This window comes from Massilia sp. CCM 8734, assembly GCF_011682155.1.
Classification (GTDB): Bacteria; Pseudomonadota; Gammaproteobacteria; order Burkholderiales; family Burkholderiaceae_D; genus Telluria_A; species Telluria_A rubra.
Genome location: NZ_WHJI01000001.1, coordinates 389,395 through 413,367 on the forward strand (window position 1 = coordinate 389,395; position 23,973 = coordinate 413,367).

A 23,973-nucleotide genomic window follows, 5' to 3' on the forward strand; every position below is an offset into this window, starting at 1 on the left:
GCTTACACGTAGGGGCGTCGCACGGGATTGAATACGTGCGGGTGGTCGTTATCATCGAGCAGGTCGAGGAATTCGCCCAGGCCTTCCTCGCTGTTACGGACCAGGGCATATTCGCTGTCCGAGATCAGGTGCACGCACAGGGTGCCGATCGCGTATCCGTCATGGTCGATATGCTCGAACAGTTCGCGGTCGGTACGGATAATCGGCGGCAGGAACAGGAAGGTCTTGAACGCACAGCCTTCCAGCGGCGACATCGGCATCGGCACGGTGTGACCCTGGCCGAACCAGGTGTGGTCGAATTCCGGCAGCTTTGCCAGCCAGCGCAAGGTGGTGAAATAGGCGGGATTGAGGTCCGGTACGTTCCATACCAGCTCCGCAGCGAGGGTGTCGGCGACATCGGTATCGAGCGGGCCGGTCATGAGCCGGTCGCTCATGCCGGAGGTGACCAGCACATAGCCTTCCTGGTCCGCGGCGGCGACCTCGCATTCCTCGACAAAGTTACGGCCAAAGGCGTAGATGTTGACACGCAGGGTGGGATCGTCGTCCAGGTCCATGTGATCGGGCTCGCCAAATGCGCTGGCCATGGCGCGCAGGCGCATGGCGGCCAGGGTCTCGTCATTGGCTTCGGCAACGCCGTACAGGATGTCTGATTTCTCGGCCATGGATCGCTTTTCTGGAAATGGAGATAGGTGGACTATACAACGCGGGCGCAGAAACGTCGATGCCGGCCTGGCGCATGCGCTTGCCGGCAGTCAGGCGAGGTTCCAGTCCGCAGGTAAATCCGCATCGCACATCGCGCACACGAACACGCCCTCCTTGATCACATTCAGGGCATGGCAATCCGTGCATTTCCGGAACAGGAAATTGACGTGGAAGCCGGCCGGAGCCACCAGGCCGGCCTTGCGGATGGCGTCGGCCACCTGCGGCCATGACTGAGGCTCGGGGCAGTAGCCGGTGGACTGGTTTGTGACGGCGTGAACGCGCGCCTGGCCCTTGTCGACCTGAAAAGTCATTTCGCCGGCCGATTGCACCGGGCGGCCACCGGCGCAGGCCACATGTTCGCTGCAACGATCCGCGATGCGCAGTGTGCCGTTTTCATCGACGATGAATGTGGCGATCACCTGCCCGTTGATATCGGCTTGCTGCTGGTCGTCGGCCAGCCATTGCATCAAGCCGGCGCTTGATAACACCGGAAAACCCGGAGCGACCTTGGCGACGGCGTCGGCGATGTCTTTCGGGCCGATATAGTCATACATTGTCAATGGCATTCATGTTTGTTCCGATGGATCCGGCGACTGACATCCCGATCTCCAATCGATTGTGTAGGTGAGATCGATTTCCCAGGGCCTGGCGATCGGGAAGCGCCACAGCACGCCGTGGGTGCTCATGGCTTCGACACAGTCGCCGACGATGTTGACTTCGTAAAAGGGGTTGGAGACAGTGAGAAAGATCGCCCATACCAGTCCATGCTCGTTCACCACCGCGACGAAGCCTTCGTTACCCATGCCTCCTTCGCCGCACAATGCACGCGCACCTGTGCCGGGAATGGCGCTCTGCCTTATGCACGGGTCCACCTCGATGAATTCCATGCCGAACTCGCACAAGCTCTCAATCGACGTTTCGCAGAGGGGCCGGACATGGCAACGAATGCCGTCTCCTGCGTGCTGGTACCTCTCATCCATGACCAGGACCGTGCCATCGCCGGTGACAATGCCGCAGACGTCAGGCATCCGGAATTGCTTCCATTGCTCGCGTATGAGCGGGTGGGAACATGGGGCGTCAAGATCGATATGGCGCATTGGTGCATTCGGTTGTTGTAAAAATGATGACTCAACCACGGATCATGCCGCGTGCCGCAGGGTCGAAATCGCGAGGCCAGAGCGTGGAATGATCGTACAGCGCGGCTGACAAATCGGCAGTGTCCAGTTCCTCGCATTGCTCCAGGTTGGCGCCGCAAAATACCGCACCTGAAAACCGCGCGCCCCCGACGGCGGCGTGGCGAAAACACGCTCCACGAAAATTTGCGCCCTCGAAACCGCCGCTTCGCATCATCGCTTTGCTCAGGTCGGCATGAGCAAAATTCGCTCCCGCCGCCTCGCACGCGGCCAGGCTCGCGCCATTGAAAACGCAGCGCGAGAAATCGGCGCCGGGCGCATACGCGGACCGTAGTCCTGCCCCGGAAAAATCGGACCCCTGTACATTTTCGCCGACAAGCAGGGCGCGATGCAGATCGAGGCCTGCAAAAGACGCGCCGGCCAGGGAATCGGCCGCGATGCGCACATCGCATCCTGTTTCACACCGAACGATGATCATAAAGCCTCTTGCAAAATTGCCAGGGATGCCGGGGAGCGCGCTGATCCAGGTGCAAATGAGTCATCCATGTTATTGCTTTCTTGATCGACCGCCTGCGGCCCGCGCGTGCTGACGTTTTCTGTGTCGCGCGCAAAGCCCATCATCATATTGCCCAGACAATCCGGCGATACGCCATCAAATGCGCTTTGCGTGGAGATGTCTTTGAATTTGATTGTGCGCGCGGTTTCCGGCCGCCTTGATTCTGCCGGCTGGACTGTCAGGTGCTCAGCGCTTCCTTGAGAAACGTGTCGAGCCGCGTGGCGTCCAATTCGATGGCCTCGATCACCTCGCGTGCGCAATCCCGGTTTCCCCGCATCAGTTCCCCATACAATACCCACAGCCCTTGCCGGGCGCGCTCCCTGCACTTGTCACCAAGATCAGGCGCTCCCAATGCAAGCTCGTCCTCATGGGATTCGCCCAAAACGATTTGAAGCAAAAGTTCCAGTACGCTGATCGTCACATGGCTGAGACGAGGTTCCAGCAAAGCCGCCAGTAAAACCGGCACGACGAATTGCGCCGCCTCGAATAGCTGGCCCTGGACGACAACGCGATTTTCGAGCTTCCAGTAAGCGTCTTCGCAATCGGCGGGCGTTGCAGCCCCCAGCAGCTGGTGAAGCGCGTCTGGTATGTTGACAGCCGAGCCTCCCATGATGCGAAGTTGCTGCCACGGGCACCTGGCAATTTCAATGGCGGCGATGGATAACATGGGTTCTCTCAGAATTGTCACGCGCGCAATTCTTTACTCATCATTCGTCCAGCTTCGGCCGCACCGCCGACAGGATGCGTCCGATCACGTCATGCCAATCCGTCATGCGCGCGTTGCGCTTGTCGTCCATCGCCAGCAAATTGCCGGTCTGGTCGTACTGGTCGTTGCGCTCTGTCGCAGGCAGGGCACCTTCGCCCGTCACGATCTGGCCCGCCACCTGCGATAGCATTGGCCCCATCGGATCGTGATGGAAGGTGTTGGCCAGCGCGCCCTGGATACGGCGGTTGGGGCGCGGCTGCCGGGCGTGACCGCTGGCGCTAGCCTGGCGCGGATGTGCGGATGCGTCGGACAGCTTATCGAGCACCGGCCCATCCGGCCCCACGGTCCGGGTCCTGTTGCCCAGCGCGTCGTACTGGTGACGCAGGACCCGCGTTTCGCCGCCGCTTTCGCGCTGCTCGCTCACCAGTTGTCCCAACGCGTCGTAATTTAGCGCCACGATGGCGTCGGCGCTGATGGCTTGCGTCATCCGGCCCAGGTCGTCGTAGGTGAAGCGCTGGCGCGACTGTTCGGCGTTGGCGTCGCCGGCCACGCGTGTGATGAACATGTCGAGGACTTGCCCGGCGCTGTTGCGCGTATAACTGGTATCGGTGCGCACGCCGTTGTCGAGTTCTTCCTTCGCGGCCAGCAGTCCGCTGTCGCCGTAAAGGTAGCGGGTCAGGCGAGCGTCGAAGCCGGTCTCCTCAACCATGCGGTCGAGCGCGTCGTACACGACGAGGTGGGTGTCGCCATCCTCGTTGATCAGTGCGGCGAGGCGGCGCGCCCCGTCGTAGCGGTACTCGAGCACCCCGCCGCGCGCATCGATGCGTTTGAGCAGCTTGCCATCCACATCGAGCACGTAGCTGCTGCGGTTGCCGGCGGCGTCGGTGTGCGCCAGCAGGCGGCCCAGGGCGTCGTATTCGTAAGCCTCGGTGGCGCCTTCGGGGTGCACGGTCGTCGTCACGCGGCCGGCCGCATCGTAAGTGTAGGAAGTGGCGTTGCCCTGCGCATCGGTCCAGCGCAACAGCTTGCCGTCGACGTCGTAGCTGAAGTGACTGGTGTTGCCCGAGCAATCGGTATAGCTGACCGGCTGGGCCGCGCGGTTGTAGGTCAGCAGCTTGACGCCACCGGCGGCGTCGGTCACCTTGACAGGCAAGCCGTGCTCGTTGTATCGATAGTCGGTGCGGTTGCCGAGCGCGTCCGTTACACTGAGCAGGTTGCCGCGCTCGTCGTAGCGCAGCGCCGTGATGGCGCCAAGCGCATCGGTGATCAGGGCCGGCTTGTCGACCTTGGCGTCGTACACGATGCCGGTCCCTTTGCCGTTGCTTTCCACCCGCATTACGCGGCTGCGCCGGTCGTAGCGGTAGATGGTGCTCGGTCCGCCGGGCGCGACGATGCCGACCACATTGCCATGGTTGTCGAGGTGGCGCACGGTTTCGCCGCCGAGCGCGTCGACCATGCCGGTGAAGCGGTGCTTTTTGTCGAAGCGGAAAAGCTCCTCGCGCCCGAGGTGGTCGTAGACCAGGGTTTCGCCGGTCAGGTAGCGGAAATTCCACGACATGCCGTTGTTGGCCCAGTTGCGCGTGACCTTGCCGGTCCACTCGTATTCGTCGTACTCGTAGCGCGACACCAGAGCGCCGGGCCGCGCGTGTTCGATCATGATATGGTTCATGTAGGCGAACTGACGCGTGACGTGGCCGGCACGGTCGATCACCTGGAACAGATTGCCGAGTTCATCGTACTTATATTGCATTACCAACTCGGTGGTCGGTTCCTCGTAGTCGACCGCGTCGCGCTGCACGCTGATGCTGCCCAGTCGCACCTGGCCGCGATGGGCGATGTAGTCCATGACGAATACGCGCCCGGCGCTGTCTTGCACCGTCTCGGGCAGTTGGCGCGCGTTCCAGGCGATGCTGATCCGGTTGTCGTTGGCATCGACTATGCCGACCAGCACGGCGCTGTCGTAGGCCCTCGGCAGCATGGCAAATTGCTTGCGCAGGCCGTCGGCGTCGGTCAGCTCGAAGCTGCGCTCGCCGGTGCGTTCCAGGGTGATTTTTTCCGTCAGCGAATACAGGGCCTCGCCCGCCCGCGGCAGTGCGAAAGTGATGTCGCGCTGGAATGGATCGAGGATAATGAGCTGGCCATCGCTGATGTGCAGCGTATCCGACAGCGGCGTGCTCCAGCCCTGGCCGAGCAGGCCGGTCTTGCGCTGGCCGGAACTGTAGATGCGCTGCCAGCGCAGGGGCAGGGCGGCCGGCAGGGCGAAGTCGAGATCGCTGTCGCCGGCCAGCAGCTTGCAGCCCGAAATCGGGTTGACCGGATAGCCTCGCACCAGCCGCAGCGCAGGGGCGATCGGCATCGCGGCAGCGGCGATCGGGCCAGGCGAAGCGGCCGCTTGATGCGACAAATGGCGCAGGCGCTTGTCGCTCGCGCGTCGTTGCCGGTCGCTTGCCGATGTATCTCGCCGTTGCATCTTGCGTGCCATGTCGTTGAAGTTTGTCCAGCTATTTGGAGCGAGATTAGTTGTCATTCAAGAAGAGTTTCGGCTCGTGGATGTCGATCGACCGTAAAAATGTCTAATATCTAATGATTAATTTCTTTGTGATAGTATACACACTTTCCAAAACGATAACCTTCATTTTCTTGCACTGGCTGGCGCGACAGGGCCGGCGGACGCGCAAGCGAAGAGGGCGGGCGAGGGCGGCGCAACGGCGCGAATGCCTGGCCACGCCGGGGTAATCGATCCACTTTTTGTACTTGCGGGAGCAGCAGCGATGTCATTTCAACCCTTAGATAGCAAGACCGGCCGCATTGACGCCACCGATGATGGCCTCAAACCACACACGACCGTTGCCACCAAGCCTCCGGCGCCGGCCCCATCGGTTACGGGCCTGGCGCTCGGCGCTGCCGGCCTGGCCGGCGTCGACGGCCAGAAGATCGCTGTCGCCGGCGCTGCCATCGAAGCGGCATCGGCCCTGCAGGGTGGCGCCGGTCTTGGCGACCTTGCCAGCGCGGGCGCGGCCCTGGCGGCGCAGGCCAACCCTAACGTCGCCAAGGCGATGCAGGTCGCCGGCCAGGCGCAAGCGCTGTTAAGCCAGGCGGGCGATATCGCCGGCAAGATTCCGCACATGCCGTTCGTGCCTGACGCACGCGGCTTGGGAGACACGATTTCCGGCAAGATTCCGCACATGCCCTTCGTGCCGGGCGCGCCCGCCGTGGGCGAGGATATGTCTCAGTATCTGAACTTGTCGATCGCCGAGCACCCGCTGGCCGGGCAGGCGGCCATGGACTTCAGCGTACCAGTTGAGAGCTTTATGCCGGCGGCGATTGATCCGGTGGCGCTGTCCGCCCCCGGAGCCGGTGCTGGCGGCGGCGGCGGCGGCGGGGGGGGAGGCGGAGGCGGAGGCGCCGCCGACTATGTCGACACCACGCGCCTGCTGCGCTTTTACTCGCCGATCAAAGGTTTGCTGATCGAGTCGATGAGCGGCACCACGACGATTTCGGACCAGTACATTTTTAACCTGAGCCTGATCTCGAAGGACGGCGCCATCGAGCTCAAGACCCTGATGGGCAAGAACGTCAGCGTCGGCGTGCTGATGGCCGATGGCAGCGAAAGCTACATCAACGGCTACGTCAACTCGTTCGGCTTCAGCCATTCGGATGGCGGCTTCGCCTTTTACCACGCCGAAATCGTGCCTTGGCTGACGTACCTCAAGCGCCGCGTCAACTCGCGCATTTTCCAGGACCTGAACGTGCTCGGCGTGCTCGACAAGATCTACAAGGGCGACCACGGCGGCCTGGCCACCTACGAATTCCGCACCAGCAAAAGCTATCCGCCGGAAAACTACATCGTCCAGTACGACGAGACCGACGAGCACTTCACGTGCCGCCTGATGGAAAAGTACGGCCTGTTCTATTACTTCGAGCACAGCGCCGGCAGCCACATCATGGTCATCAGCGACGACTCCTGCAACGCGGGCTTTTGCCCGCCGCAGAAAGGGCACGCATCGGTCAAGTTCAACGCCGGTAACCGGGTTCACTCAGAGGATGCGGTGACCGCGTTCACAGCCGAGCGCATGGTGCAGTCGACCAAGATGGCCTTGAACACGTTTAACTTCAAGGAGCCGAACACCATCCAGCTGGTCGAGCAGCCCACCGTGGCCGAGCAGGGCGACGTGCCGAAGATGGAAGTGTACGACGGCAATCCGGCCTTCTTCTACAAGAACAAGGGCGAAGGCAAGGCGGAAGCCAAGCAGCGCCTGGAAGTGCTGGAATGGCAGGCCAAGATTTTCACCGGCACCTCCGACTGCCGCGGCTTTGCCTCGGGCCATACATTCAAGCTGACCGAGCATCATTGGTTCGAGCAGGGCGGCGACAACGACTTCCTGGTGCTGTCGGTGCAGTACAGCGCGCGCAATAACTATTTTGAGCGCGGCGCCAGCGATGTGTACCGCAACAGCTTCAGCGCGATCCGCCGCAAGATTCCGTATCGTCCGCGCCAGGCGCATTTGCGTCCCAACATGCCGGGTCCGCAGACGGCCACCGTGGTCGGCCCGAAAGGGACCGAGATCCACACCGACAAGTTCGGGCGCATCAAGGTGCAGTTCCACTGGGACCGTTACGGCCGCCGCGATGAGCTCAGCTCGTGCTGGATCCGTGTGTCGCAACCGTGGGCCGGCAAGAACTGGGGCACGATTTCGATTCCGCGCATCGGCCAGGAAGTGATCATCGATTACCTCGAAGGTGATCCGGACCGTCCGATCTGTACCGGTCGCGTGTACAACGACGACCAGCCGGTGCCGTACGACCTGCCGGCCGGCGCGCACATGATGGGGTTCAAGAGCCGTTCCACGCCGGGTGGCGGTGGCCATTGCGAAATGGTGATCCACGATCAGAAGGGTAAAGAGCTGATCAATATCCATTCGCAGAAGGATATGGTCACCACGGTGCTGAACAACCAGGACACCCTTGTTCACGGTCCTCACCAGACCAATACGGTGAGCAAGGGTTTCCACGTCACCAAGGTCAAGAAGCATATCGAGACGACGGCGGAAACGGCGCACATTCACGATACGGCCAAGACCAATATCGAGGCCACGGCGCAGACCGAGCACGTGCATGTGAAGGGCCATACGAATGTCGAATTGACGGCGGAGACCGAGCATATTCATCTGACGGCGAGCACCGATATCACGCTGCAGGTGGGCAGCAGCAAGATCGAGATGAAAGCGGACGGCACCATCACCATCAGCGGTGTGAATGTCAAGGTGATCGGTAGCGCCAGGATCGATCTGAACAGCTGATCGACACCCCATCGCTCGTCATGCGCGGGCTGGTTCGGCCGCGCTGTCCGCGCGCGGCCGCCAATCCATGGAACGTCAGCGCTTCCGGCGCCAGTTCGCCGGCGAGCGTGGCATGCCATGTTGCGACCATCGCGGCAGGTGGGCTTCGCCGAAAAAATGAATCGATATGAAAGAACAGTCAGCCATGCCATACCATTCCAATCATGCAACCTTCGAACTGCCGGCGCAGCTCAAGGACAAGACCATGCACATGTTTACGCTCAGCGATAATGGGCCGAGCGAGTTCAGCGTGGTGATGTCGCATGCGGATGCGCGGGGCGACGATTCCCTGGTCAATTTCGCGGACCGGCTCGTCACCGAACTGGGCAAGTCCTTGCCCGATTTCCGCCTGCTGGGCAAGGCGGAGCGGACGGTGGACGACACACCAGCCATCGAGCTTGCCTACCGCTGGCGCAGCGCAGGGTATCTGATGCACCAGCGCCAGGTGATCACCATGCTGCCCCGCACCGAAGCGGGCGACGTACACGCCATGCTGATCGCCGCGACCTGCCTCAATCCGTTTACCGAAGAATGGAATGCCGCCTTCGATGGCATTCTGGACAGCGTGAAGCTACGCCACAAGGTGGCGCCCGCATCCAGCGCGCCCGCCAGCACGGCGCCAGCGCTCGCATCGACCGTGTTTGCGCTGTCCGAGCGGCGCCGCACCCTGCACGCGTTCGCCAACCAGGAGGAAGCGTGCCGCAAGACCGACGCGCGCGAAGTCGAGCATGACGCCTGGGCGTTTTTTGATGCCGCCGGCACGCCATTGCATCCGAATTTTGTTGTACCCAACAGCGGTGTCTTATGGCGCAAGGCAGGCAGCTACTTGCTCGAGATGCGGCCCGAACGCGGCGCCGCATCCTTGCGCGAGCGATTGCACCAGGCCTCGATGTTTGTGGCGGGGTCGCCGACTGTGCGTCTTTCCAGCATTGCCGAGGTACAGGCCATGCTCAACCAGCCCACGGAGAGCTAAACATGCCAAGAGCAGCAAGGCTAGGGGATTCGATCGGCCACACGCCGCCCGGTGACGGTCCGATAGGAGGCATAGGCGACGTTACCGGCAAGATCGTCGGTCCCTGTTCCAGTAACGTGTTCACCAACGGCATCATGGCCGCGCGGGCGTATGTTGACGTGGCGGTGTGCTCGTTACACCCGCAAGCGCCGTTGCCGATTGCAACCGGCAGTTCTACTGTGTTTATCAATGGCTTACCTGCGGCCAGGGTCAGCGACCAGATTGTTTGCCGCGCCTATATCACGAACGGCTCGGGGAACGTGTATATTGGCGGCGCCGCTGTCCAGACCAATGCTTTCATGCCGGAAGGCATTCTCGATGAAGCGCTCCAGATGGTGGAGAATGGCGCTACCCTTGCTCTGGGCGCGGGCGAAATTGTCGTGGGCGGGCTATATAATTACGTGGTACGGCTTGGTGCGGGTCTCGCATCGATCCCGTACATGCTGGACTCCGTGGACGCGGCGGTTGGGGTACAAAAAGAAATCGCTGAAGGCCTGAACTATAACTTCAGAAGCGACGGAGCAAAGCAAATCGGCGAGGCCCTCAAGCCGGTCGGTGATTTCGTGCAAGAAAACGTCACTGCAGCGAGAGATTTTTCGGAAGAGAATATCGGGCTTGGGGCGACGGCCATTGTTTTTGGGGGTGTCGAGGCAGGGGCGGAGATTCTTGGCGTCGTGACGGGCGGGAGGACGCTGAAGTCGTTAATTGATTTTCCGCTCTCTGGGGCAAAGACAATACTGAGAAGTGCCGGTGATTTGGCGGATGCCCCCGCCTATTCAAAATTGGTCTCAGACTTTAAAAAGATGCCTCAAAAGGACGTAGATGCCTTTTATGCGAATATGAGGAGTTATAGTGTGGAGTATGAAGCGTTAATTGCTAAAGCTATGAAAGAGCGCGGTCTGACCCCGGACGAAGCTCATGCTGTTTTTGGCTATACAACCAAGTTGTTTTATCGAGATCTAAATCAAACATTGGGGGCGGGCGGAAGCAAGGAAGCGAATGCTCTGGCCGACTTAATCAATTCCGGGCTGCAAAAAATGCCGAGTTCCGGTCCAGTCCAGTATAGGGGATGGCGCTTGGATGATCCTGCAAGATTGGCTGAATTCGACGATAAATTCCGAACTGGCAATACTGTAGAGTCGAGTTTTTGGTCAACCGCACCAGACAAAGGCGATGCCTACAGTGCTCACAGGAATGCAACAATTCGTACAAGTGAGGCAAAAGATATTTCTGAGCTGTCTTTTGGTGTTAACTTCCACGATAAAATCGGGAAGCCGGTATATGCAGCTGAAACGATTATTCCGCCCGGCGTTAAATTCCGTGTGCTAGACAGTGATGCTAGTGGAAATATTATTTTGGAGCAACTTTAATGGTTTTTCGAAAAAGAATGAGTTACGCTGAATTGCCGGCGCAATTAAGAGCAACAATTGAGGAATCCGATTTTCTCAGTGCTTACGAGTGCGTTGAAATTGGATCAGTAATTGTTTGGGTCGTAAATCATGAGTCGAGAAGGCGGAAGGAAATTGAATTTTCCTTAAGTATGTCTCGCATTCTATCGGCAAAGGAGCGAGAGGAAAAATTTCCTGCGCCTGTGGAGATATCCGTTCCAGGATTGGACTATAGGATAATAAAAGGTTATCGGTTGGAGCAGGGCACTGATGTACGTTATGAAACATATGAGGTATATTCAAGCGATCTACAAAAACTGATTGTCGCATGCGAGCAAATCTATTGTTCGCCTGTAACAGTGGAGGTTGTCGATGTCGTGCGCCCTGCGATTGAGTCCGCTTTATTCCCAATAGTTTATGGTAGTTGGTCGTTGCAAGAACAGGTGAATTATTGGGTTGGCATCTTTTATCGTCTGAGGCGGCAGGCAGGGGAAGATGGTGCGCCTGAAGACGCTATTTTTGACATGAGTTTACTCGGGAAAATGAGGAAAATAGATCCAAATGTGGACGCAATCTTGCCTTTCATACTGGAAGGACTGGCAGTGATGGAATCAGGTGATCCAGTTGAGGTAATAAGATCGTTCAATAGAAGAACCGGGTTGACTATTGTGCCACGATAGCCGGGGTAAGTAAGCGCCGGTTTGTGCTTCGGGAGCCACGCGGCCGCGCAAATGCCCAAGTGCCGCATCATTGTCAACGCCGCTATATCCGTTTTTTGATTGAAACGCTAAATGGATCGCGGAGTGTGCTTTAGGGAAGTGCGTATATGGATGTCCCTTGGATTCCAAGCTTTAGCAGCACAATGCATCAACGGAGGTTGCAGTCTTATATGCGGCCTGGCTGCGCAGGCCTTGTATTCTGCTGGTCCGGATGGAATTCGCGGGCAAAGGCTCCTGTCTGATTTTCGGGCTCAACGGCCCTTTTTCCTATCGGAGTATCTTTGCCCCGGTATGATCTGTTGACCTATCACTTTGCTGTTGCCCGCTCTCCCTTACAACTCTCTCGGTAAGTCCGCATTGAGCGGATTTTGCGTATTGTTCACGTCGAAAACTCACTGGGGTGGGCGCGGTAGGGGCGCGCGCTAAATCATCATACACCGATCCAGGTACTCAAGAAATGGCAGGACGTTCCCGGTATGAAGAGTGCGGATAAATTCGAAAATGTGTTCATGCCGTATATTAAAAATGCCGACGCTGTAGACGAGTCGGATATTTGGCAACTATAGATGTGAAAATTTTCTGTTTCGTTATGGAAAAGGTGAATTCAAAGTTTGCAGGAACCATGTGGTTTAGTAGAAAATCTGAAGACGTCAATAGTTGGCACGTGCCCGCAAAATATTATCTCAGCGATCTCCAGGCCGTTGTGGAATGCCGGCAGCACAGAGATTGATCACGCTACCCGGTGGTGTTTGAGAGGGTGTGTAGTCGTTGATGACGTAGCGGCGCGGGTCCGGGTTTTCTTCCCCGCGGAGCACCGTCACGGCCCATTTGGCGGTCACGGCGCAGATCGAACATGCGCATGTGAAGGCCCGGGCCAATGTCGAGTCGGCGGTGCAGACGCCGCATATAGCTCGCAGGACGTATTCCCACGTCACGTCGTCAGTCGGTAGCGGCAGATCGAACTGAAAGCTGACTGCGCATTGCGATCAATGCGAAAATATTAATGTGTGCGGCAGCGCCGTTACCCGTCCGGGAGACTGAGATCACCGTCGCCATGATCGCCGCTGATGCTTACCTCCCAAAAAATGAATCTTGATGAAAGAACCGTGAATCATGCCGTACCACGCTAATTACGCGACCCTTGAGCTGCCGGCGCAGCTCAAGAACAAGACCATGCACATGTTCACCCTGAGCGACGATGGACCGAGCGAGTTCAGCGTGGCCATGTCGCAGGCGGATGCGCAAGGCAACGACTCGCTGATCAACTTCGCGCAACGTCTCGCCGCCGAACTGGAGCAGGCTTTGCCCGCATTTCGCCTGATCAGCACCATCGAGCGGACACTGGACGACGCACCCGCCATCGAGCTTTCCTACTGTTGGCACAGCGAAGGCAACATGATGCACCAGCGCCAGGCGATCACGATGCTGCCGCGTACCGAGGCGGGCGACGTGCAAGCACTGCTGATCGCCGCAACCTGTCTCAAACCTTTCACTGACAAATGGAATGCCGCCTTCGATGGCATGTTGGGTAGCATCAAGTTGCGCCACAAGATGGCGCCTGTGATCGGTGCGGCCGCCAGCGCCGTGCCAGCGCGCGCATCGACCGTGTTTGCGCTGTCCGAGCGCCGCCGGACCCTGCACGCGTTCGCCGACCATGACGAGGCCTGCCGCAAAACCGACGCGCACGAAGTGGAGCACGAGGCCTGGGCTTTCTTCGACGCCGCCGGCACGCCATTGCATCCCAATTTTGTGGAGTCCGAAACCGGGACCTTGCGACGCAAGGCCGGCAGCTACGTGCTCGAGAAACGCCCCGAACGCGCCACCCCGACCCTGCGCGCGCAGTTGTACCAGGCCTCGATGTTCGTGGCAGGGTCGGCGGCCGTGCGCCTGTCCAGCATCGCCGACGTTCAGGCCATGCTCGACCAGTCAGCGGAGGGTTAAGCATGCCTCAAGCAGCACGACTGGGTGATCCGATCGGTCACACGCCACCGGGCGACGGTCCGGAAGCAAGCGGCGGGGGCGACAAGACCGGCAAGATCATCGGACCTTGTTCCGGCAATGTATTCACCAACGGCATCAAGGCCGCGCGGGCGCACGTCGACGAGACGGTGTGCTCGAAACACAACCAGGCCCCGCCGCCAATTGCGACCGGCAGCCCGAAGGTGTTCATCAACGGTTTGCCGGCGGCCAGGGTGAGCGACAAAATTGCCTGCGGCGCTTTCATTATCGAGGGCTCGCCCAATGTGTTCATTGGCGGTGGTGGCGTGCAGACCGACCCGATCATGCCAGAGGGCATTATTTCGCCAGAAGTAGAACTGGCTTTGACGGTGGCGCAGGCCGGGGCTGCCGCCCTATTGAAATTTCCGCTCAGTAATTTGCTGGCTTTGATTCCCCGTAAGGCGTTAAGCGATGCGCTCGCTTCCGGCTTGTCGAATATGCCCCTGGCGCTAAAGCCGGATGCGCTGTATGCCATCGGCGGCGGTTACGACCCACAGGATTTGCGCGAAGCGGGTTATCCTGAAGATGCCCGGTTCATTGAGCAGCCTACAGGCAAGGATGGTCGACTGATCGAAGGAACCGGTGCTGCGAAGAAAGACCGACCCGACTACGACCCGAATGCCCTGAGTCGCCAGACATATCCTATTGGTAGCGAGGCGGATGAAAAACTGTCGAAATTAATGGCTCAAGTCGATAAGAAGGTGCCTAAAAATAATTCGCCAGCATTGATAACGGAGATTCAGACCTCGCTCGGGATGGAAGGTAAAAAAGTCACCGGGTTTCTCGATACCAATACTTATCGCGCTATGCGTGATTGGAAAGTCGACATTGAGGACAAACGAACACGGGGGATTGCAGATACGCTCATGACGCAATCTATTCGTCCCGCACTGAAAGATGTGGGTCTGTCATCAACTTCGATGGAGAATTTGCTGTTGGGTACTGCGATTCATGAGAGCGGCGATTTTCAACATAGAAAACAAGCACCGGGGCCGGCATTGAGTCTGTTTCAGATTGAGCCGGATACCGCCAATTTCTATATGGAAAAGTTAAAAAAGAGCGATGCGGAAATGTACAAGAAACTAAGTGCTATGGGCTCAGGAAATATGAAAGCCGATTTGGCCGGAAACGACAAGTTTGCAGCAGCGATGGCGGCAGTCATTTACGATGACCGATTAGACAGTCGGAATATGAAGATGCCTGCCGGCGACGATGTCCGTGGACTGGGGGGCGTATGGAAAAAACTTTACAATACGTCGGCTGGAAAAGGGACTGTTGAACAGTACGTTTCCGAATGGAATGACGTCTTTAAGAAGAAGTAATTGTGCATAAAATAATCGCTTTGCTGGCTGCCTTGCTAGCCGCTACTCCCGCACTCGGTGCGAAGGACTTGGCTTTCCCTATTATTGAGAGCAAAAAATTGGTTATTGATGGGAATGAGTTTGTGTTCGGTTTATACAGCGCAAATGATAAGTCGGTCACTAACTTCGTCTATGCTGTGTACAGGGATAATTTTCTGATTAAAATAGGCGTTTTGGATGGGGCTGTGCCGGCTATCGTTCCGGCTGGTAAATTCCAATTGCCGCCGAGTCTTATCGGCATACAATTTATACAGGGCGGACACCAGCGCACGCTGAAGTATTTTTCTTTTCATAGCGATGAAGTCAAAGAAGTCGGCTCAATCGGCACCAACTCTGGATGCATATTTCAAAGGCCAGGAAAGAGTGGCGTACTTGAATCTGTTGATGAGGAGCGAGGAAACCTTACCCTGACGACGTATAAGGTGGAGGCGGCCAAAATTCGAAAACTCGGATCAACCAAGGTATCGGCTTCGCAGACCGCCGTCGTCACCGATCTATGCGAAAAGCATAACTTGCTTCTCAGATCGCAATAGCCATCGCGATTCCACATCCTTTATCTGTCCGGGATCTTGGAAAACTTATGCGCGGCGCAGTTACATCAAGATGAAAGCCCTATCAAAACATGCCATATCATGCCGATCACGCGATCTTCGAGCTTCCGGCGCAGCTCAAGGACAAGACCATGCACGTGTTCACGCCCGGCGATGAGGGGCCGGGCGAGTTCAGCGTGGTCATGTCGCACGCGGATGCGCAGGGCGACGATTCCCTGGTCAATTTCGCTAACCGCCTCGTGAGCGAACTGGGCAAGGCTTTGCCCGGCTTCCGCCTCATGAGCACCTTGGAACTGAGCCTGGACAATACGCCAGCCATCGAGCTCGACTACCGCTGGCGTAGCGAAGGCATCATGATGCACCAGCGCCAGGTGATGGCGATGATTCCCGGCGCCGAATCAGGCGCTGCGAAAGCCCTGCTGATCGCTGCGACTTGCCGCAGCGCCTTCACCGACGCATGCAATGACGCCTTCGATGAGATGCTCGATAGCGTGAGGCTGCGCCACAACAATGCCTCCGGGGCCGGCGCGGCGGTCAAGGCGGCGGCGCCCCTCGCATCGACCGTGTTTGCGCTGTCCGAGCGCCGCCGCACCCTGCACGCGTTTGCGGACCACGACGAAGCGTGCCGCAAGATCGATGCGCGCGAAGTGGACCAGGACGCCTGGAGGTTCTTCGACGCCGCCGGCACACCATTGCATCCTGATTTTGTGGTGCCCAATAGCGGCACGTTGTGGCGCAAGGCTGGCAGCTATGTGCTCGAGAGACGCCCCGAGCGCGCCGCGCCATCGCTGCGCACGCAGCTGTACCAGGCGTCGATGTTTGTGGCGGGGTCGGCGCTCGTGCGCCTGTCCAGCATTGCCGAGGTCCAGGCCATGCTCGCGCAGTCGGCGTCGCGTTAAGCAGTCTTCATTTTGCAAAGACTTGGCATTCACACCGTAGTCGGAAATTGGGAGGAGGGTGGAAACTGAACGTTCATCATATCGCGTACGCAAGATCACCCGCATGGCGGCCACGCTCCTGCTTTGCTTAAGTAGTTTCGGCATCGTCGGGCAATCCCATGCATTGCAGCCGCTACCTAATTTCTTTATCCGCGTGAAAAACGCAACGGCCCATAAGATCGCCATTTGCAGCGCCGATCTCAAGGTGTGCGAAACCGTCAATCCCAGTGGCTCCTACGTTGATGCCCGCGCCACCGCACTTCCCAGGGTGGCCGATCTTGGCCCCTGGATAGCCGACACCGTCGTAAAAACATGCAACCGGATTATCCCTGCGCAGACATTAATCGACGCCCCGCGCATCGTCGAGGATTGGCGCTCACTCACCATTCACTTGGTGATATCAGCGGAAAACACCGAGCGCGAGTGCGCTGCTACGGGGCGCGGAAATGCATACCCGGAAGTGCGTTGACGTCGGCGGTTCCAATGGCCGGATGCGGGCTGGTCCCGGGCGCCTCCGCATTCGCTGGACACCGGCGCCGCGCGACTTTACACTCGCCGTTGTCATTCATGCATTTCCCGCGCGGGCAACAACCTTACCAAGGCAATCGATTATGCCAATGTCATTTTTTGCGCAAATGCGCCTGTGCACCGGTATCGCGGCGCTGCTATTGGCCGCGCCATCGCAAGCGGCTACCGAATGCCCGCTCCTGAGTACCGCCGAGGTCGCAGCGGCTTTCGCCGACCCCGGCGCGCGCGTGGAATCGGCCGATCCGAGTGGCACCTGCGTCTGGAAGCTGTCCGACGACACGACGCTCATTTCCTCGTTTTACAAACACCCCGGTCCCGCTGAAACGAAAGAAGCCTACGATGCCTGGAAAGTGGGGTATATGGCGGACTTCCCCCGCGCGGGCCGCACGCCGCCGATTGGCAAGGGCGCGTATTTCGGCATGCGGCCGGTATCTCAACATCTCAGCGAGGCAGCCCTGGTGACGACGCAGGGCAACAGCATCCTGATACTGAGCTACATCCGCAACAGCGAGAAAGCCGGGCCGGATAAATTGGCCGTGCCGATCCTCGCGCTGGGCAAGCAGGCCATCGCACGCTCCGGCAAGGCCGAACAATCCTTCGGTCAATGCGAATGGTTCAGCGAAGCCGAAGCGCGCGGCTTTCTCGGAAAGGGAGCGCTGAAAATCCACCGTTCCGGTCCCAACTGGTGCGCCGCATCGGTCGAGGGCAGCCGCGCCTCGTTGGTGGTGCAGGTATCGGATCACGTCATCGATGAAAAACTGGGCCGCGACGCGCCAGGATCGGACATGTGCACGGTCGTCCTGATGCCGCAATTCGGCGCCCGGGGCGTCGCTGAATATGCCTGCGTCAAACCCATGAATCAGATGATGAAAATCGCGTTCAACGTCAATGACAAGCAGGTGGAAATCAGCGTGCAGCCGCTTGGGCGCGATGCCAACGAAGCCGATCTGAAACCGCTGACCGCGATTGCGCAGCGCGCCTACGAGCGTTTCTAAACTTCTTTTCAAGACAAGCACCCATGCTCGACTGGCTTTTTACTTCACCCACAGTCTGTGGTGGCTGATCCTGCCGCATACCGGCTTGCCGCTGTTCGGCGCGATCAGCGTCGTCACGGCCTGTCGCGGTGAAACTCCGGCCGGCGCCAATGGCTGACGCGATGCGCCGCCATTGACCCGTACTGCCGGCTTACACCGCGATGTTGCCTTCAATCGAATCGTCCAGGGTTTTGCCGATCACGGCGCCGACCAGCATCTTCACGCCGGCCACCGCTTTGCTGTGCTTGTTATCCCAGTAGTATCCCTAGTCGGGGGTGATTTTGATCGCCGTGATGCGCGGATCGGCCTCGCCCCCGGTGAACCAGGGGATGAAGTTCCACAGCTCCTTGATCTTGGTCTTGTCGCGCGTGATGGTGGCCACGCCGTCGAGCACCAGAAATTCGGAATTGCTCGTAAGCATCCATCCCGCCCACCTTTCTTCCGTTCCATAAATTGCCCACACTGTGATCTTCAACTTGGAGATAGAGATGGAAAATTTGGAACGCGAGTCATTGTGGGAGGAGCGGGTTGCGCAATGGCGCAAGAGCGGCCAGTCCCAACGCGCCTTTGCAGAGAGCCAGGGCTACCCGCAGCGGCAGCTTAATTATTGGGCGCGCCACCTGGCCGCGCCTGTCGTGCCGCCGGCGCTGCTGCCAGTGTCGATTGCAGCATCCATTCATGCGGCATCGGCATTGAGCCTGCGTAGTCCCAGCGGCTGGACGGTCACATTGCCGCCGGCCTTGCCTGCCAGTTGGGTGGCGGCACTGCTGCGCGAACTGGCATGAAGCTGCAGGTCGAATTGGTTCGGCTGACCACCCGGCCCGTCGATATGCGCATCGGCGTCGACGGCCTGTCCCTGCTGGTGCAGCAAGTGCTCGGTTGCCCTCCCTGCGATGGCACGGCTTACGTGTTCAGCAACCGGCGCCGTACGCGCCTCAAATTGGTGTGCTGGGACGAAAATGGCGTATGGCTGTGCCTGCGCCGCTTGCATCGCGGCCAGTTCGTATGGCCGCAGGCCGACGACGCCACCTGGCAAATGAGCAGCGAGCAATGGCAATGGCTGATCGCGGGCGTGGACTGGCAACGCCTGGCGGCGCCGGTACCGGGCCAATGGCAACTGTAGTGCGTCGTTACAGACGATCTTGCTTGTAAACATAAGCGGAGCCCGGTAAACTGGGCTCATGGATTTGCTCAACGAACTGACCCACGCCAACCTTGACCCTGCCGTGCTCGACGCGGTACGGGCCTTGCTTGCGCAGGCCGCGCATGCAGAGCAGCTGGCCAATACCGTGGCGGTAAAGGACGACGTCATCAAGACGGCCCACGCCACGATTGCCGCCTTGAAGCTCGAACTGGCGCAACATCGCCGCATTCGATTCGCCAACAAGAGCGAAGCCTTTACGGCTGAGCAGCGTGATCTGTTTGAAGAATGCCAGGAAATTGATCTGGTTGCCATGGAAGCCGAGTTGCAGCGTCAACGCGATCTGCTCGTCGGTGAGAAGCCGAAGAACAAGCGTCCACGTGCCGGACGTCAGCCCTTGCCACCCCAGTTGGAGCGCATCGTCCACCGTCATGAGCCGGCCTGCTGCGAATGCGGCCAGTGCGGCCAAACCCTGACCCTGATCGGCGAGGACGTCAGCGAGCAGCTCGACGTTGAACCTGCCCACTTCTTCGTGCACCGCCTGCGGCCCTACAGGGCAGGAGCTTGCCCTTGCAAGGGCAAGCCGTTACGCATGCTTAGGGCAATGCCCTACGAATTCCCTGCTACACCACATCCGCCCGCAGTATGCCTGCCGCGCCTGCGACAGCGTCACCGCAGCGCCTGTGGCGCCGGCCATCATCGACGGCGGCATGGCCGCGTCCGGCCTGCTGGCCTGGATCGCCATCAGCAAGTTCGTCGATCATCTGCCGCTGTATCGGATCAAGCAGATTGGCGAGCGCCAGGGCGTTCCACTGCCCATTTCGACGACATCGGACTGGGCCGGCAAGGTCGGCGTGGCGTTGCAGCCTCTGGCTGACCGGATGGCGGAACTGCTGCGCATGCGAGCGACACTGCATGCCGATGAAACGCCGGTCAGGCAACTCGATCCCGGGCAGGGTAAAACCAAGCGTGCCTACTTGTGGGCGTACCGTTCCAACAGTTTGGACGAAGGTCCTCCTATCGTCGTGTTCGACTACCAGGGCGGGCGCGCCGGCGCGCATGCCCAGTCGTTCCTGCAACACTGGCGCGGGCACCTGATGGTCGACGATTACGTCGCCTACAAGGCACTGTTCGTCCATGGCGTTACCGAACTGGCTTGCCTGGCCCACGTGCGCCGAAAATTCTTCGAGCTGCATGCGGCCAGTGGCAGTCCGATCGCCGCCGAGGCCCTGCGCCGCATTGGGCTGCTGTATGCCATCGAGCGCACTGCGGCCAGTGATTCCGCGCCGGAACGTCATGCTCGCCGCCAGAGCGAAGCCAAGCCCGTCCTTGATGAGCTGCACGCGTGGCTCGTCAAAACCCGACCCGTCGTTGCCGCCGGCAGCGGCACTGCAAAGGCGCTTGATCATGCGCTCAAACGGTGGCCGGCCCTGGTTCGCTATATCGACAGCGGCACCTACCCGATCGACAACAACGCCGTCGAGAACGTCATACGCCCCATCGCCATTGGGAAAAAGAACTGGCTCTTCACCGGCTCGGAGCGCGCTGGTCGGCGCGCCGCTGCCATTCAAAGCCTGGTGGCCACTGCCAAACTCAACGGTATCGACCCCATGCGCCGGCTGACCGAGACGCTGGAAAAACTACCCACCTGTCCCAACAGTCAGATCGATTCGCTTCTGCCATTTGCTCAGATTACGGGAAAATAGATTGCGCTGGAAGGTGGGAAGGTCGGATTCTTACGCGACATGCCCGCTGCGCTGGCGTACAAGCGCGTGCGCATGACACGGTACAGGATCAGGGCAATGAAGCAGATCGTGGCGTGTGCGCGTATGCGATCGGGCAGGCGATGGTAGATCGGCCCAATCTCGATCCCGGAATTGAGAATGCGGAAACCGCGTTCGATATCAGCCAACGACTTGTAGTGCCGCACAACCTCGGCCGGCGCCAGGTCTTTCGTGTTTGTCACGAGCAGCAATTTCCCGTCCATCATGCGCGCGTGCGTAAGCGAGCGCTCATTGATGGTGTAGGTGAACAGTTCGCTCTTGAGGTCGACCTGAATGATGCGTGTCAGGTGTTCGTCGCACACTTCCCGGTAGAAGCGGGCGCGGGCGCCGCCGTCGGACAGTTTGCGGCCGCGCTTGCGCTTGCCGCCATCCAGTCCGTCGAGAGTGCTGGTCCACTGCCGCCTTTTTCTCAAGCTCCTCGATGAGCTTATCCCGCTTGGCGGAAGTTTGCGCGGCCACATCGGGATCGTGGGCGACGATCAGGCGCAGATTGCCCCACGCCACTTCGCCGATCAGCTCATTGTTCACATCGGTGCAATGCTCGCCATGGAAGGGGGCCAGCAAGTCGACGAAGTGCGCGTAGCGCCGACCTGGCACGGCCAGAATGAACTCAAGCGCCCCGCCGCCGGGCAATTGAATTGCCTGTAGTTCGGTCAGATTGTCGGTCGACAGCAAGCTGCGGTCGGCCACCGCGATAACGCGTTTCACGGGAAAGCGCGCAATGATCGTTTCAATCGTCGGCTTGAGCGTCGTCACCTCGGCGGTGTTGCCGTCAAATACTTCGTGATAGAGGGGCAAGCCCTTGGCTGTTTGCACCACCCCAAGCATCACCTGACGTGCGATCACGCCCTCCTTGGACATGCCGAATTTGCGCACATCGTCGTTCTGCTGCGACAGACCGGCTGCGCGGATCGTCGTCATATCGTAGAACACGACGGCCAGATCTTGATCGACCAACGGGCGCAGCAGGCCCGCGAGAACCTGATCGACTTCGTCCTTGTGTTCGACCATCGCATCCATCGCCCGCAGCAAGTGCTGGTGCTCGATTGTCTCGGCCATCACGCCGGGCAAGGCAATGGTTTCGATCCAGCGCAGTACGCCAACCTTCGACTCCGGATCGCACAGGCGATTCAAGACCATCAGGCGTATGAGCGCCTCGACATCGATGTTGTGGCGCGTGGACTCGAAAATCTGGCGTAGGCGCTCGAAGCCGAGCGTATTCCACAGCTCGGTCAGCGCCCATACGTCGCCGTAGTCCCGCGCGGGCTCGAACGCAAGAGACGGTGTTGGCAAGGCCTCTGACATGGTCTTCCCGGTTACGCGCAACAGCCCAGAAATGACCGATTCGAGATCGGTATGAAGTTGATCGAGGCGGCCGAGCGTGGCAACTGTACGTTGCTTCGGGCGCCCTTCATCGTCGCGATATGCCTCGACGAGTTGGACGTAGCGCCTGGGGCCGGATGTCGTAACCTTGATAAACATGCCGCTACTCTAAAACCATGGCGCAAGGATGCCAACCGACGTTGAATTTAATAAAAAATGTGCCATTACAAGAATTTTCGACTGATCGGCCGAAACCCGCATGGATACTGGCTCGCGCGATCAGAAAATGGGGAAAACCTGATCAAGGTGTCGAACCCGGGTGTCCTGATAAAGCATCAAATCAATGACCGCCTCGATCGCGTCATCGGATTCCGCAGTCCATCCCATTTCACTGATGCATCATGCTCCACACCCTATTTCAATGATTTGTGATTTAAAACATATTGTGTTCTTTACTAATGCGTAACACTACATGTGTGGCGTTTTCCTGCATGGATTGGTCATCACGGGGAGGGTGCGGCGCAAGATGCATGCGTCTATGCAGTAAGCCCGTGTTCGCCATCTTAAGGCCAACATTGCGTTCGAGCGGGGCGCGCCAAAAGCGGCGCGCCCCGCAACTTTACGTTGGGCGTTCGCAGCACCGCCTTGTTGTGCCGCGTATTCACTAGGAGATTCTCATGCGTACTACAAACTCGAAAAGCCTGATTAAGAGATTTCGTGTCTATTTACATAGAAGCGTTCTCATGAACCACAAATCAATTGTAATAGCCCTAGCCTATATCCTTGCCAATAGTAATGCCTACGCAGCCTGTTTGGGTCTAGGCCCTCCGACACCAAAGACAACTAATATCTGCGAAAGACTTGTTGACAGATTAGTAATTCCACAAACTAAAGTGTTTTGTGAGCTACCTTGGTATGCTCGAATTTTCATGCCCCAATGTAATTTACCCGGTGCCTGTCATGTAGACCCAATTTGCAAATCTTTCGAGGTAACAAGGGAAGTAGCGGAGGTGGTTCTTAATGCGGGAGATTTGTACTGTGACTTCAGACAAATTACACCTGAACGGATGATAGAGGGCATACGTGATCAAACGTTTACAGATAGTGTGAAACTAACAACGGGTGGGACATCAAGCATTCTATTTGATGTTGCAAATCGACATATCGACAGCATGTCATGCAATGGTTCGCCCCTTAATGAAAAATTAAAAGAATGGGTTGCTTGCGTTGCATCGAAAAGTACAGTCCCGCAAGATACGTACTTTTATCCCATTGATGTGAATCGTGCCGTAATTATTAGCAAGACAAACCCAACAGCCGATCTTTACTTGCGACGTGGATTTGACGCCATTACATTAGATGATCTAGTGATCATAGAGGACGATAAATTTCAGATTTTGAGGAATTGGAGTAAAGGTATAGGAGAGGCATTAAATGATGCTGAGCAAAGCGCTCTTAAAACAATGATTCACGAATTAGTTCATGTTCGACAATATAGAAATATTGGAAAGGAATCATTTATCAACTTATATCTTGCTGAAGCAATAGCCAGCAGTTATGCAAATATCAGAGCCTCTTGCAAAACGTCGTGAGGCGACGCTAACGAGCCGAAACGGGCGCCTTGATGAGCACTTTTTTCAAAGATTCGGGCCAGCCTGACGGCCTCGGCAAAGGCTATTCCTTCATTTCAGTCCATTCGTCGTCAGCTGCGCCCACGGCCGCGCCGTTTGTGCCGCAGAACCTGTCCCAACTCCCGATTC

The 23,973-nt window shown here is 58.4% G+C and carries 22 protein-coding genes and 1 pseudogene; 14 read left to right on the plus strand and 9 right to left on the minus strand.

What is annotated here, in order from left to right:
- Positions 1 to 2: 2 nt before the first annotated feature.
- The 6 genes from F2P46_RS01780 to F2P46_RS01805 form a co-directional block, all read right to left on the minus strand.
- Positions 3 to 662: a suppressor of fused domain protein gene (locus F2P46_RS01780; RefSeq protein WP_166884647.1), complete on the minus strand. Its 660-nt coding sequence runs from the start codon at positions 660 to 662 to the stop codon at positions 3 to 5.
- Between the two features lie 90 nt (positions 663 to 752).
- Positions 753 to 1,268: a hypothetical protein gene (locus tag F2P46_RS01785; RefSeq protein WP_166884649.1), complete on the minus strand. Its 516-nt coding sequence runs from the start codon at positions 1,266 to 1,268 to the stop codon at positions 753 to 755.
- Positions 1,269 to 1,799, minus strand: a complete 531-nt coding sequence (locus F2P46_RS01790; RefSeq protein WP_166884651.1) for a hypothetical protein — start codon at positions 1,797 to 1,799, stop codon at positions 1,269 to 1,271.
- 31 nt (positions 1,800 to 1,830) lie between these two features.
- Positions 1,831 to 2,313: a pentapeptide repeat-containing protein gene (locus tag F2P46_RS01795; protein WP_166884653.1), complete on the minus strand. Its 483-nt coding sequence runs from the start codon at positions 2,311 to 2,313 to the stop codon at positions 1,831 to 1,833.
- 256 nt (positions 2,314 to 2,569) lie between these two features.
- Positions 2,570 to 3,058 carry a hypothetical protein gene (locus F2P46_RS01800; RefSeq protein WP_166884655.1) on the minus strand — a complete coding sequence of 163 codons (489 nt, stop codon included), beginning with the start codon at positions 3,056 to 3,058 and terminating at the stop codon, positions 2,570 to 2,572.
- Positions 3,059 to 3,098: 40 nt separating this feature from the next.
- Complete coding sequence (locus tag F2P46_RS01805; RefSeq protein ID WP_166884657.1) at positions 3,099 to 5,567, minus strand: DUF6531 domain-containing protein; 2,469 nt, start codon at positions 5,565 to 5,567, stop codon at positions 3,099 to 3,101.
- 301 nt (positions 5,568 to 5,868) lie between these two features.
- On the opposite strand from F2P46_RS01805, the gene F2P46_RS01810 reads away from it, so the two are divergent.
- The 10 genes from F2P46_RS01810 (at position 5,869) to F2P46_RS01855 (ending at position 17,926) form a co-directional block, all read left to right on the plus strand.
- Positions 5,869 to 8,397 (plus strand): type VI secretion system tip protein TssI/VgrG, encoded by a 2,529-nt coding sequence (locus F2P46_RS01810; protein WP_166884659.1) that lies wholly within the window; start codon positions 5,869 to 5,871, stop codon positions 8,395 to 8,397.
- 184 nt (positions 8,398 to 8,581) lie between these two features.
- A complete protein-coding gene (locus F2P46_RS01815; protein WP_166884660.1) occupies positions 8,582 to 9,409 on the plus strand; it encodes a DcrB-related protein in 828 nt (275 codons plus the stop codon).
- Between the two features lie 2 nt (positions 9,410 to 9,411).
- Positions 9,412 to 10,818 (plus strand): PAAR domain-containing protein, encoded by a 1,407-nt coding sequence (locus F2P46_RS01820; RefSeq protein WP_166884662.1) that lies wholly within the window; start codon positions 9,412 to 9,414, stop codon positions 10,816 to 10,818.
- Between the two features lie 17 nt (positions 10,819 to 10,835).
- Complete coding sequence (locus F2P46_RS01825; protein WP_166884664.1) at positions 10,836 to 11,516, plus strand: hypothetical protein; 681 nt, start codon at positions 10,836 to 10,838, stop codon at positions 11,514 to 11,516.
- 1,152 nt (positions 11,517 to 12,668) lie between these two features.
- Positions 12,669 to 13,496 carry a DcrB-related protein gene (locus F2P46_RS01830; RefSeq protein WP_166884665.1) on the plus strand — a complete coding sequence of 276 codons (828 nt, stop codon included), beginning with the start codon at positions 12,669 to 12,671 and terminating at the stop codon, positions 13,494 to 13,496.
- Between the two features lie 2 nt (positions 13,497 to 13,498).
- Positions 13,499 to 14,875, plus strand: a complete 1,377-nt coding sequence (locus F2P46_RS38740; protein ID WP_166884667.1) for a PAAR domain-containing protein — start codon at positions 13,499 to 13,501, stop codon at positions 14,873 to 14,875.
- A gap of 2 nt (positions 14,876 to 14,877) precedes the next feature.
- Entirely contained in the window at positions 14,878 to 15,447 is a 570-nt protein-coding gene (locus F2P46_RS01840) for a hypothetical protein (protein ID WP_166884668.1), read from the plus strand.
- An 89-nt stretch (positions 15,448 to 15,536) separates the two neighbouring features.
- Positions 15,537 to 16,364, plus strand: coding sequence for a DcrB-related protein (locus F2P46_RS01845; RefSeq protein WP_166884669.1), 828 nt, complete (start codon positions 15,537 to 15,539; stop codon positions 16,362 to 16,364).
- Between the two features lie 103 nt (positions 16,365 to 16,467).
- Complete coding sequence (locus F2P46_RS01850; protein ID WP_166884671.1) at positions 16,468 to 16,872, plus strand: hypothetical protein; 405 nt, start codon at positions 16,468 to 16,470, stop codon at positions 16,870 to 16,872.
- Entirely contained in the window at positions 16,850 to 17,926 is a 1,077-nt protein-coding gene (locus tag F2P46_RS01855) for a hypothetical protein (RefSeq protein WP_166884672.1), read from the plus strand. Before F2P46_RS01850 ends, F2P46_RS01855 begins: the two co-directional genes overlap by 23 nt.
- A gap of 304 nt (positions 17,927 to 18,230) precedes the next feature.
- Here F2P46_RS01855 and F2P46_RS38500 read toward each other — a convergent pair whose 3' ends face one another.
- The gene (locus F2P46_RS38500) at positions 18,231 to 18,386 is read right to left on the minus strand and encodes a pyridoxamine 5'-phosphate oxidase family protein (protein ID WP_306667663.1); all 156 of its coding nucleotides are present in this window, start codon (positions 18,384 to 18,386) and stop codon (positions 18,231 to 18,233) included.
- A gap of 67 nt (positions 18,387 to 18,453) precedes the next feature.
- On the opposite strand from F2P46_RS38500, the gene F2P46_RS01865 reads away from it, so the two are divergent.
- The 3 genes and pseudogenes from F2P46_RS01865 to F2P46_RS01875 all read left to right on the plus strand — a co-directional run bounded on the left by F2P46_RS01865 (position 18,454) and on the right by F2P46_RS01875 (position 20,812).
- Positions 18,454 to 18,750 (plus strand): hypothetical protein, encoded by a 297-nt coding sequence (locus F2P46_RS01865; RefSeq protein WP_166884673.1) that lies wholly within the window; start codon positions 18,454 to 18,456, stop codon positions 18,748 to 18,750.
- Positions 18,747 to 19,088, plus strand: coding sequence for an IS66 family insertion sequence element accessory protein TnpB (gene tnpB, locus F2P46_RS01870; protein WP_166884675.1), 342 nt, complete (start codon positions 18,747 to 18,749; stop codon positions 19,086 to 19,088). Before F2P46_RS01865 ends, tnpB begins: the two co-directional genes overlap by 4 nt.
- A 58-nt stretch (positions 19,089 to 19,146) precedes the next feature.
- Positions 19,147 to 20,812 (plus strand): annotated as a pseudogene (locus F2P46_RS01875) (IS66 family transposase).
- On the opposite strand, the gene F2P46_RS37385 reads toward F2P46_RS01875, so the two are convergent.
- Entirely contained in the window at positions 20,794 to 21,192 is a 399-nt protein-coding gene (locus tag F2P46_RS37385) for an IS1634 family transposase (protein WP_368737865.1), read from the minus strand. The pseudogene F2P46_RS01875 and the gene F2P46_RS37385 overlap by 19 nt on opposite strands.
- Entirely contained in the window at positions 21,119 to 22,372 is a 1,254-nt protein-coding gene (locus F2P46_RS37390; RefSeq protein ID WP_368737866.1) for an IS1634 family transposase, read from the minus strand. The genes F2P46_RS37385 and F2P46_RS37390 overlap by 74 nt, the downstream gene beginning before the upstream one ends.
- A gap of 584 nt (positions 22,373 to 22,956) precedes the next feature.
- Between F2P46_RS37390 and F2P46_RS01885 the strand changes: the two genes are divergently transcribed.
- Positions 22,957 to 23,805: a hypothetical protein gene (locus F2P46_RS01885; RefSeq protein ID WP_166884677.1), complete on the plus strand. Its 849-nt coding sequence runs from the start codon at positions 22,957 to 22,959 to the stop codon at positions 23,803 to 23,805.
- Positions 23,806 to 23,973 lie beyond the last annotated feature (168 nt).

Coding starts and splice junctions, on each gene's coding strand:
- F2P46_RS01780 (WP_166884647.1), bottom strand. CDS start 662: ATGGCCGAGAAATCAGACATCCTGTACGGCGTTGCCGAAGCCAATGAC.
- F2P46_RS01785 (WP_166884649.1), bottom strand. CDS start 1,268: ATGCCATTGACAATGTATGACTATATCGGCCCGAAAGACATCGCCGAC.
- F2P46_RS01790 (WP_166884651.1), bottom strand. CDS start 1,799: ATGCGCCATATCGATCTTGACGCCCCATGTTCCCACCCGCTCATACGC.
- F2P46_RS01795 (WP_166884653.1), bottom strand. CDS start 2,313: ATGATCATCGTTCGGTGTGAAACAGGATGCGATGTGCGCATCGCGGCC.
- F2P46_RS01800 (WP_166884655.1), bottom strand. CDS start 3,058: ATGTTATCCATCGCCGCCATTGAAATTGCCAGGTGCCCGTGGCAGCAA.
- F2P46_RS01805 (WP_166884657.1), bottom strand. CDS start 5,567: ATGCAACGGCGAGATACATCGGCAAGCGACCGGCAACGACGCGCGAGC.
- F2P46_RS01810 (WP_166884659.1), top strand. CDS start 5,869: ATGTCATTTCAACCCTTAGATAGCAAGACCGGCCGCATTGACGCCACC.
- F2P46_RS01815 (WP_166884660.1), top strand. CDS start 8,582: ATGCCATACCATTCCAATCATGCAACCTTCGAACTGCCGGCGCAGCTC.
- F2P46_RS01820 (WP_166884662.1), top strand. CDS start 9,412: ATGCCAAGAGCAGCAAGGCTAGGGGATTCGATCGGCCACACGCCGCCC.
- F2P46_RS01825 (WP_166884664.1), top strand. CDS start 10,836: ATGAGTTACGCTGAATTGCCGGCGCAATTAAGAGCAACAATTGAGGAA.
- F2P46_RS01830 (WP_166884665.1), top strand. CDS start 12,669: ATGCCGTACCACGCTAATTACGCGACCCTTGAGCTGCCGGCGCAGCTC.
- F2P46_RS38740 (WP_166884667.1), top strand. CDS start 13,499: ATGCCTCAAGCAGCACGACTGGGTGATCCGATCGGTCACACGCCACCG.
- F2P46_RS01845 (WP_166884669.1), top strand. CDS start 15,537: ATGCCATATCATGCCGATCACGCGATCTTCGAGCTTCCGGCGCAGCTC.
- F2P46_RS01850 (WP_166884671.1), top strand. CDS start 16,468: ATGGCGGCCACGCTCCTGCTTTGCTTAAGTAGTTTCGGCATCGTCGGG.
- F2P46_RS01855 (WP_166884672.1), top strand. CDS start 16,850: ATGCATACCCGGAAGTGCGTTGACGTCGGCGGTTCCAATGGCCGGATG.
- F2P46_RS38500 (WP_306667663.1), bottom strand. CDS start 18,386: ATGCTTACGAGCAATTCCGAATTTCTGGTGCTCGACGGCGTGGCCACC.
- F2P46_RS01865 (WP_166884673.1), top strand. CDS start 18,454: ATGGAAAATTTGGAACGCGAGTCATTGTGGGAGGAGCGGGTTGCGCAA.
- tnpB (WP_166884675.1), top strand. CDS start 18,747: ATGAAGCTGCAGGTCGAATTGGTTCGGCTGACCACCCGGCCCGTCGAT.
- F2P46_RS37390 (WP_368737866.1), bottom strand. CDS start 22,372: ATGTTTATCAAGGTTACGACATCCGGCCCCAGGCGCTACGTCCAACTC.
- F2P46_RS01885 (WP_166884677.1), top strand. CDS start 22,957: ATGAACCACAAATCAATTGTAATAGCCCTAGCCTATATCCTTGCCAAT.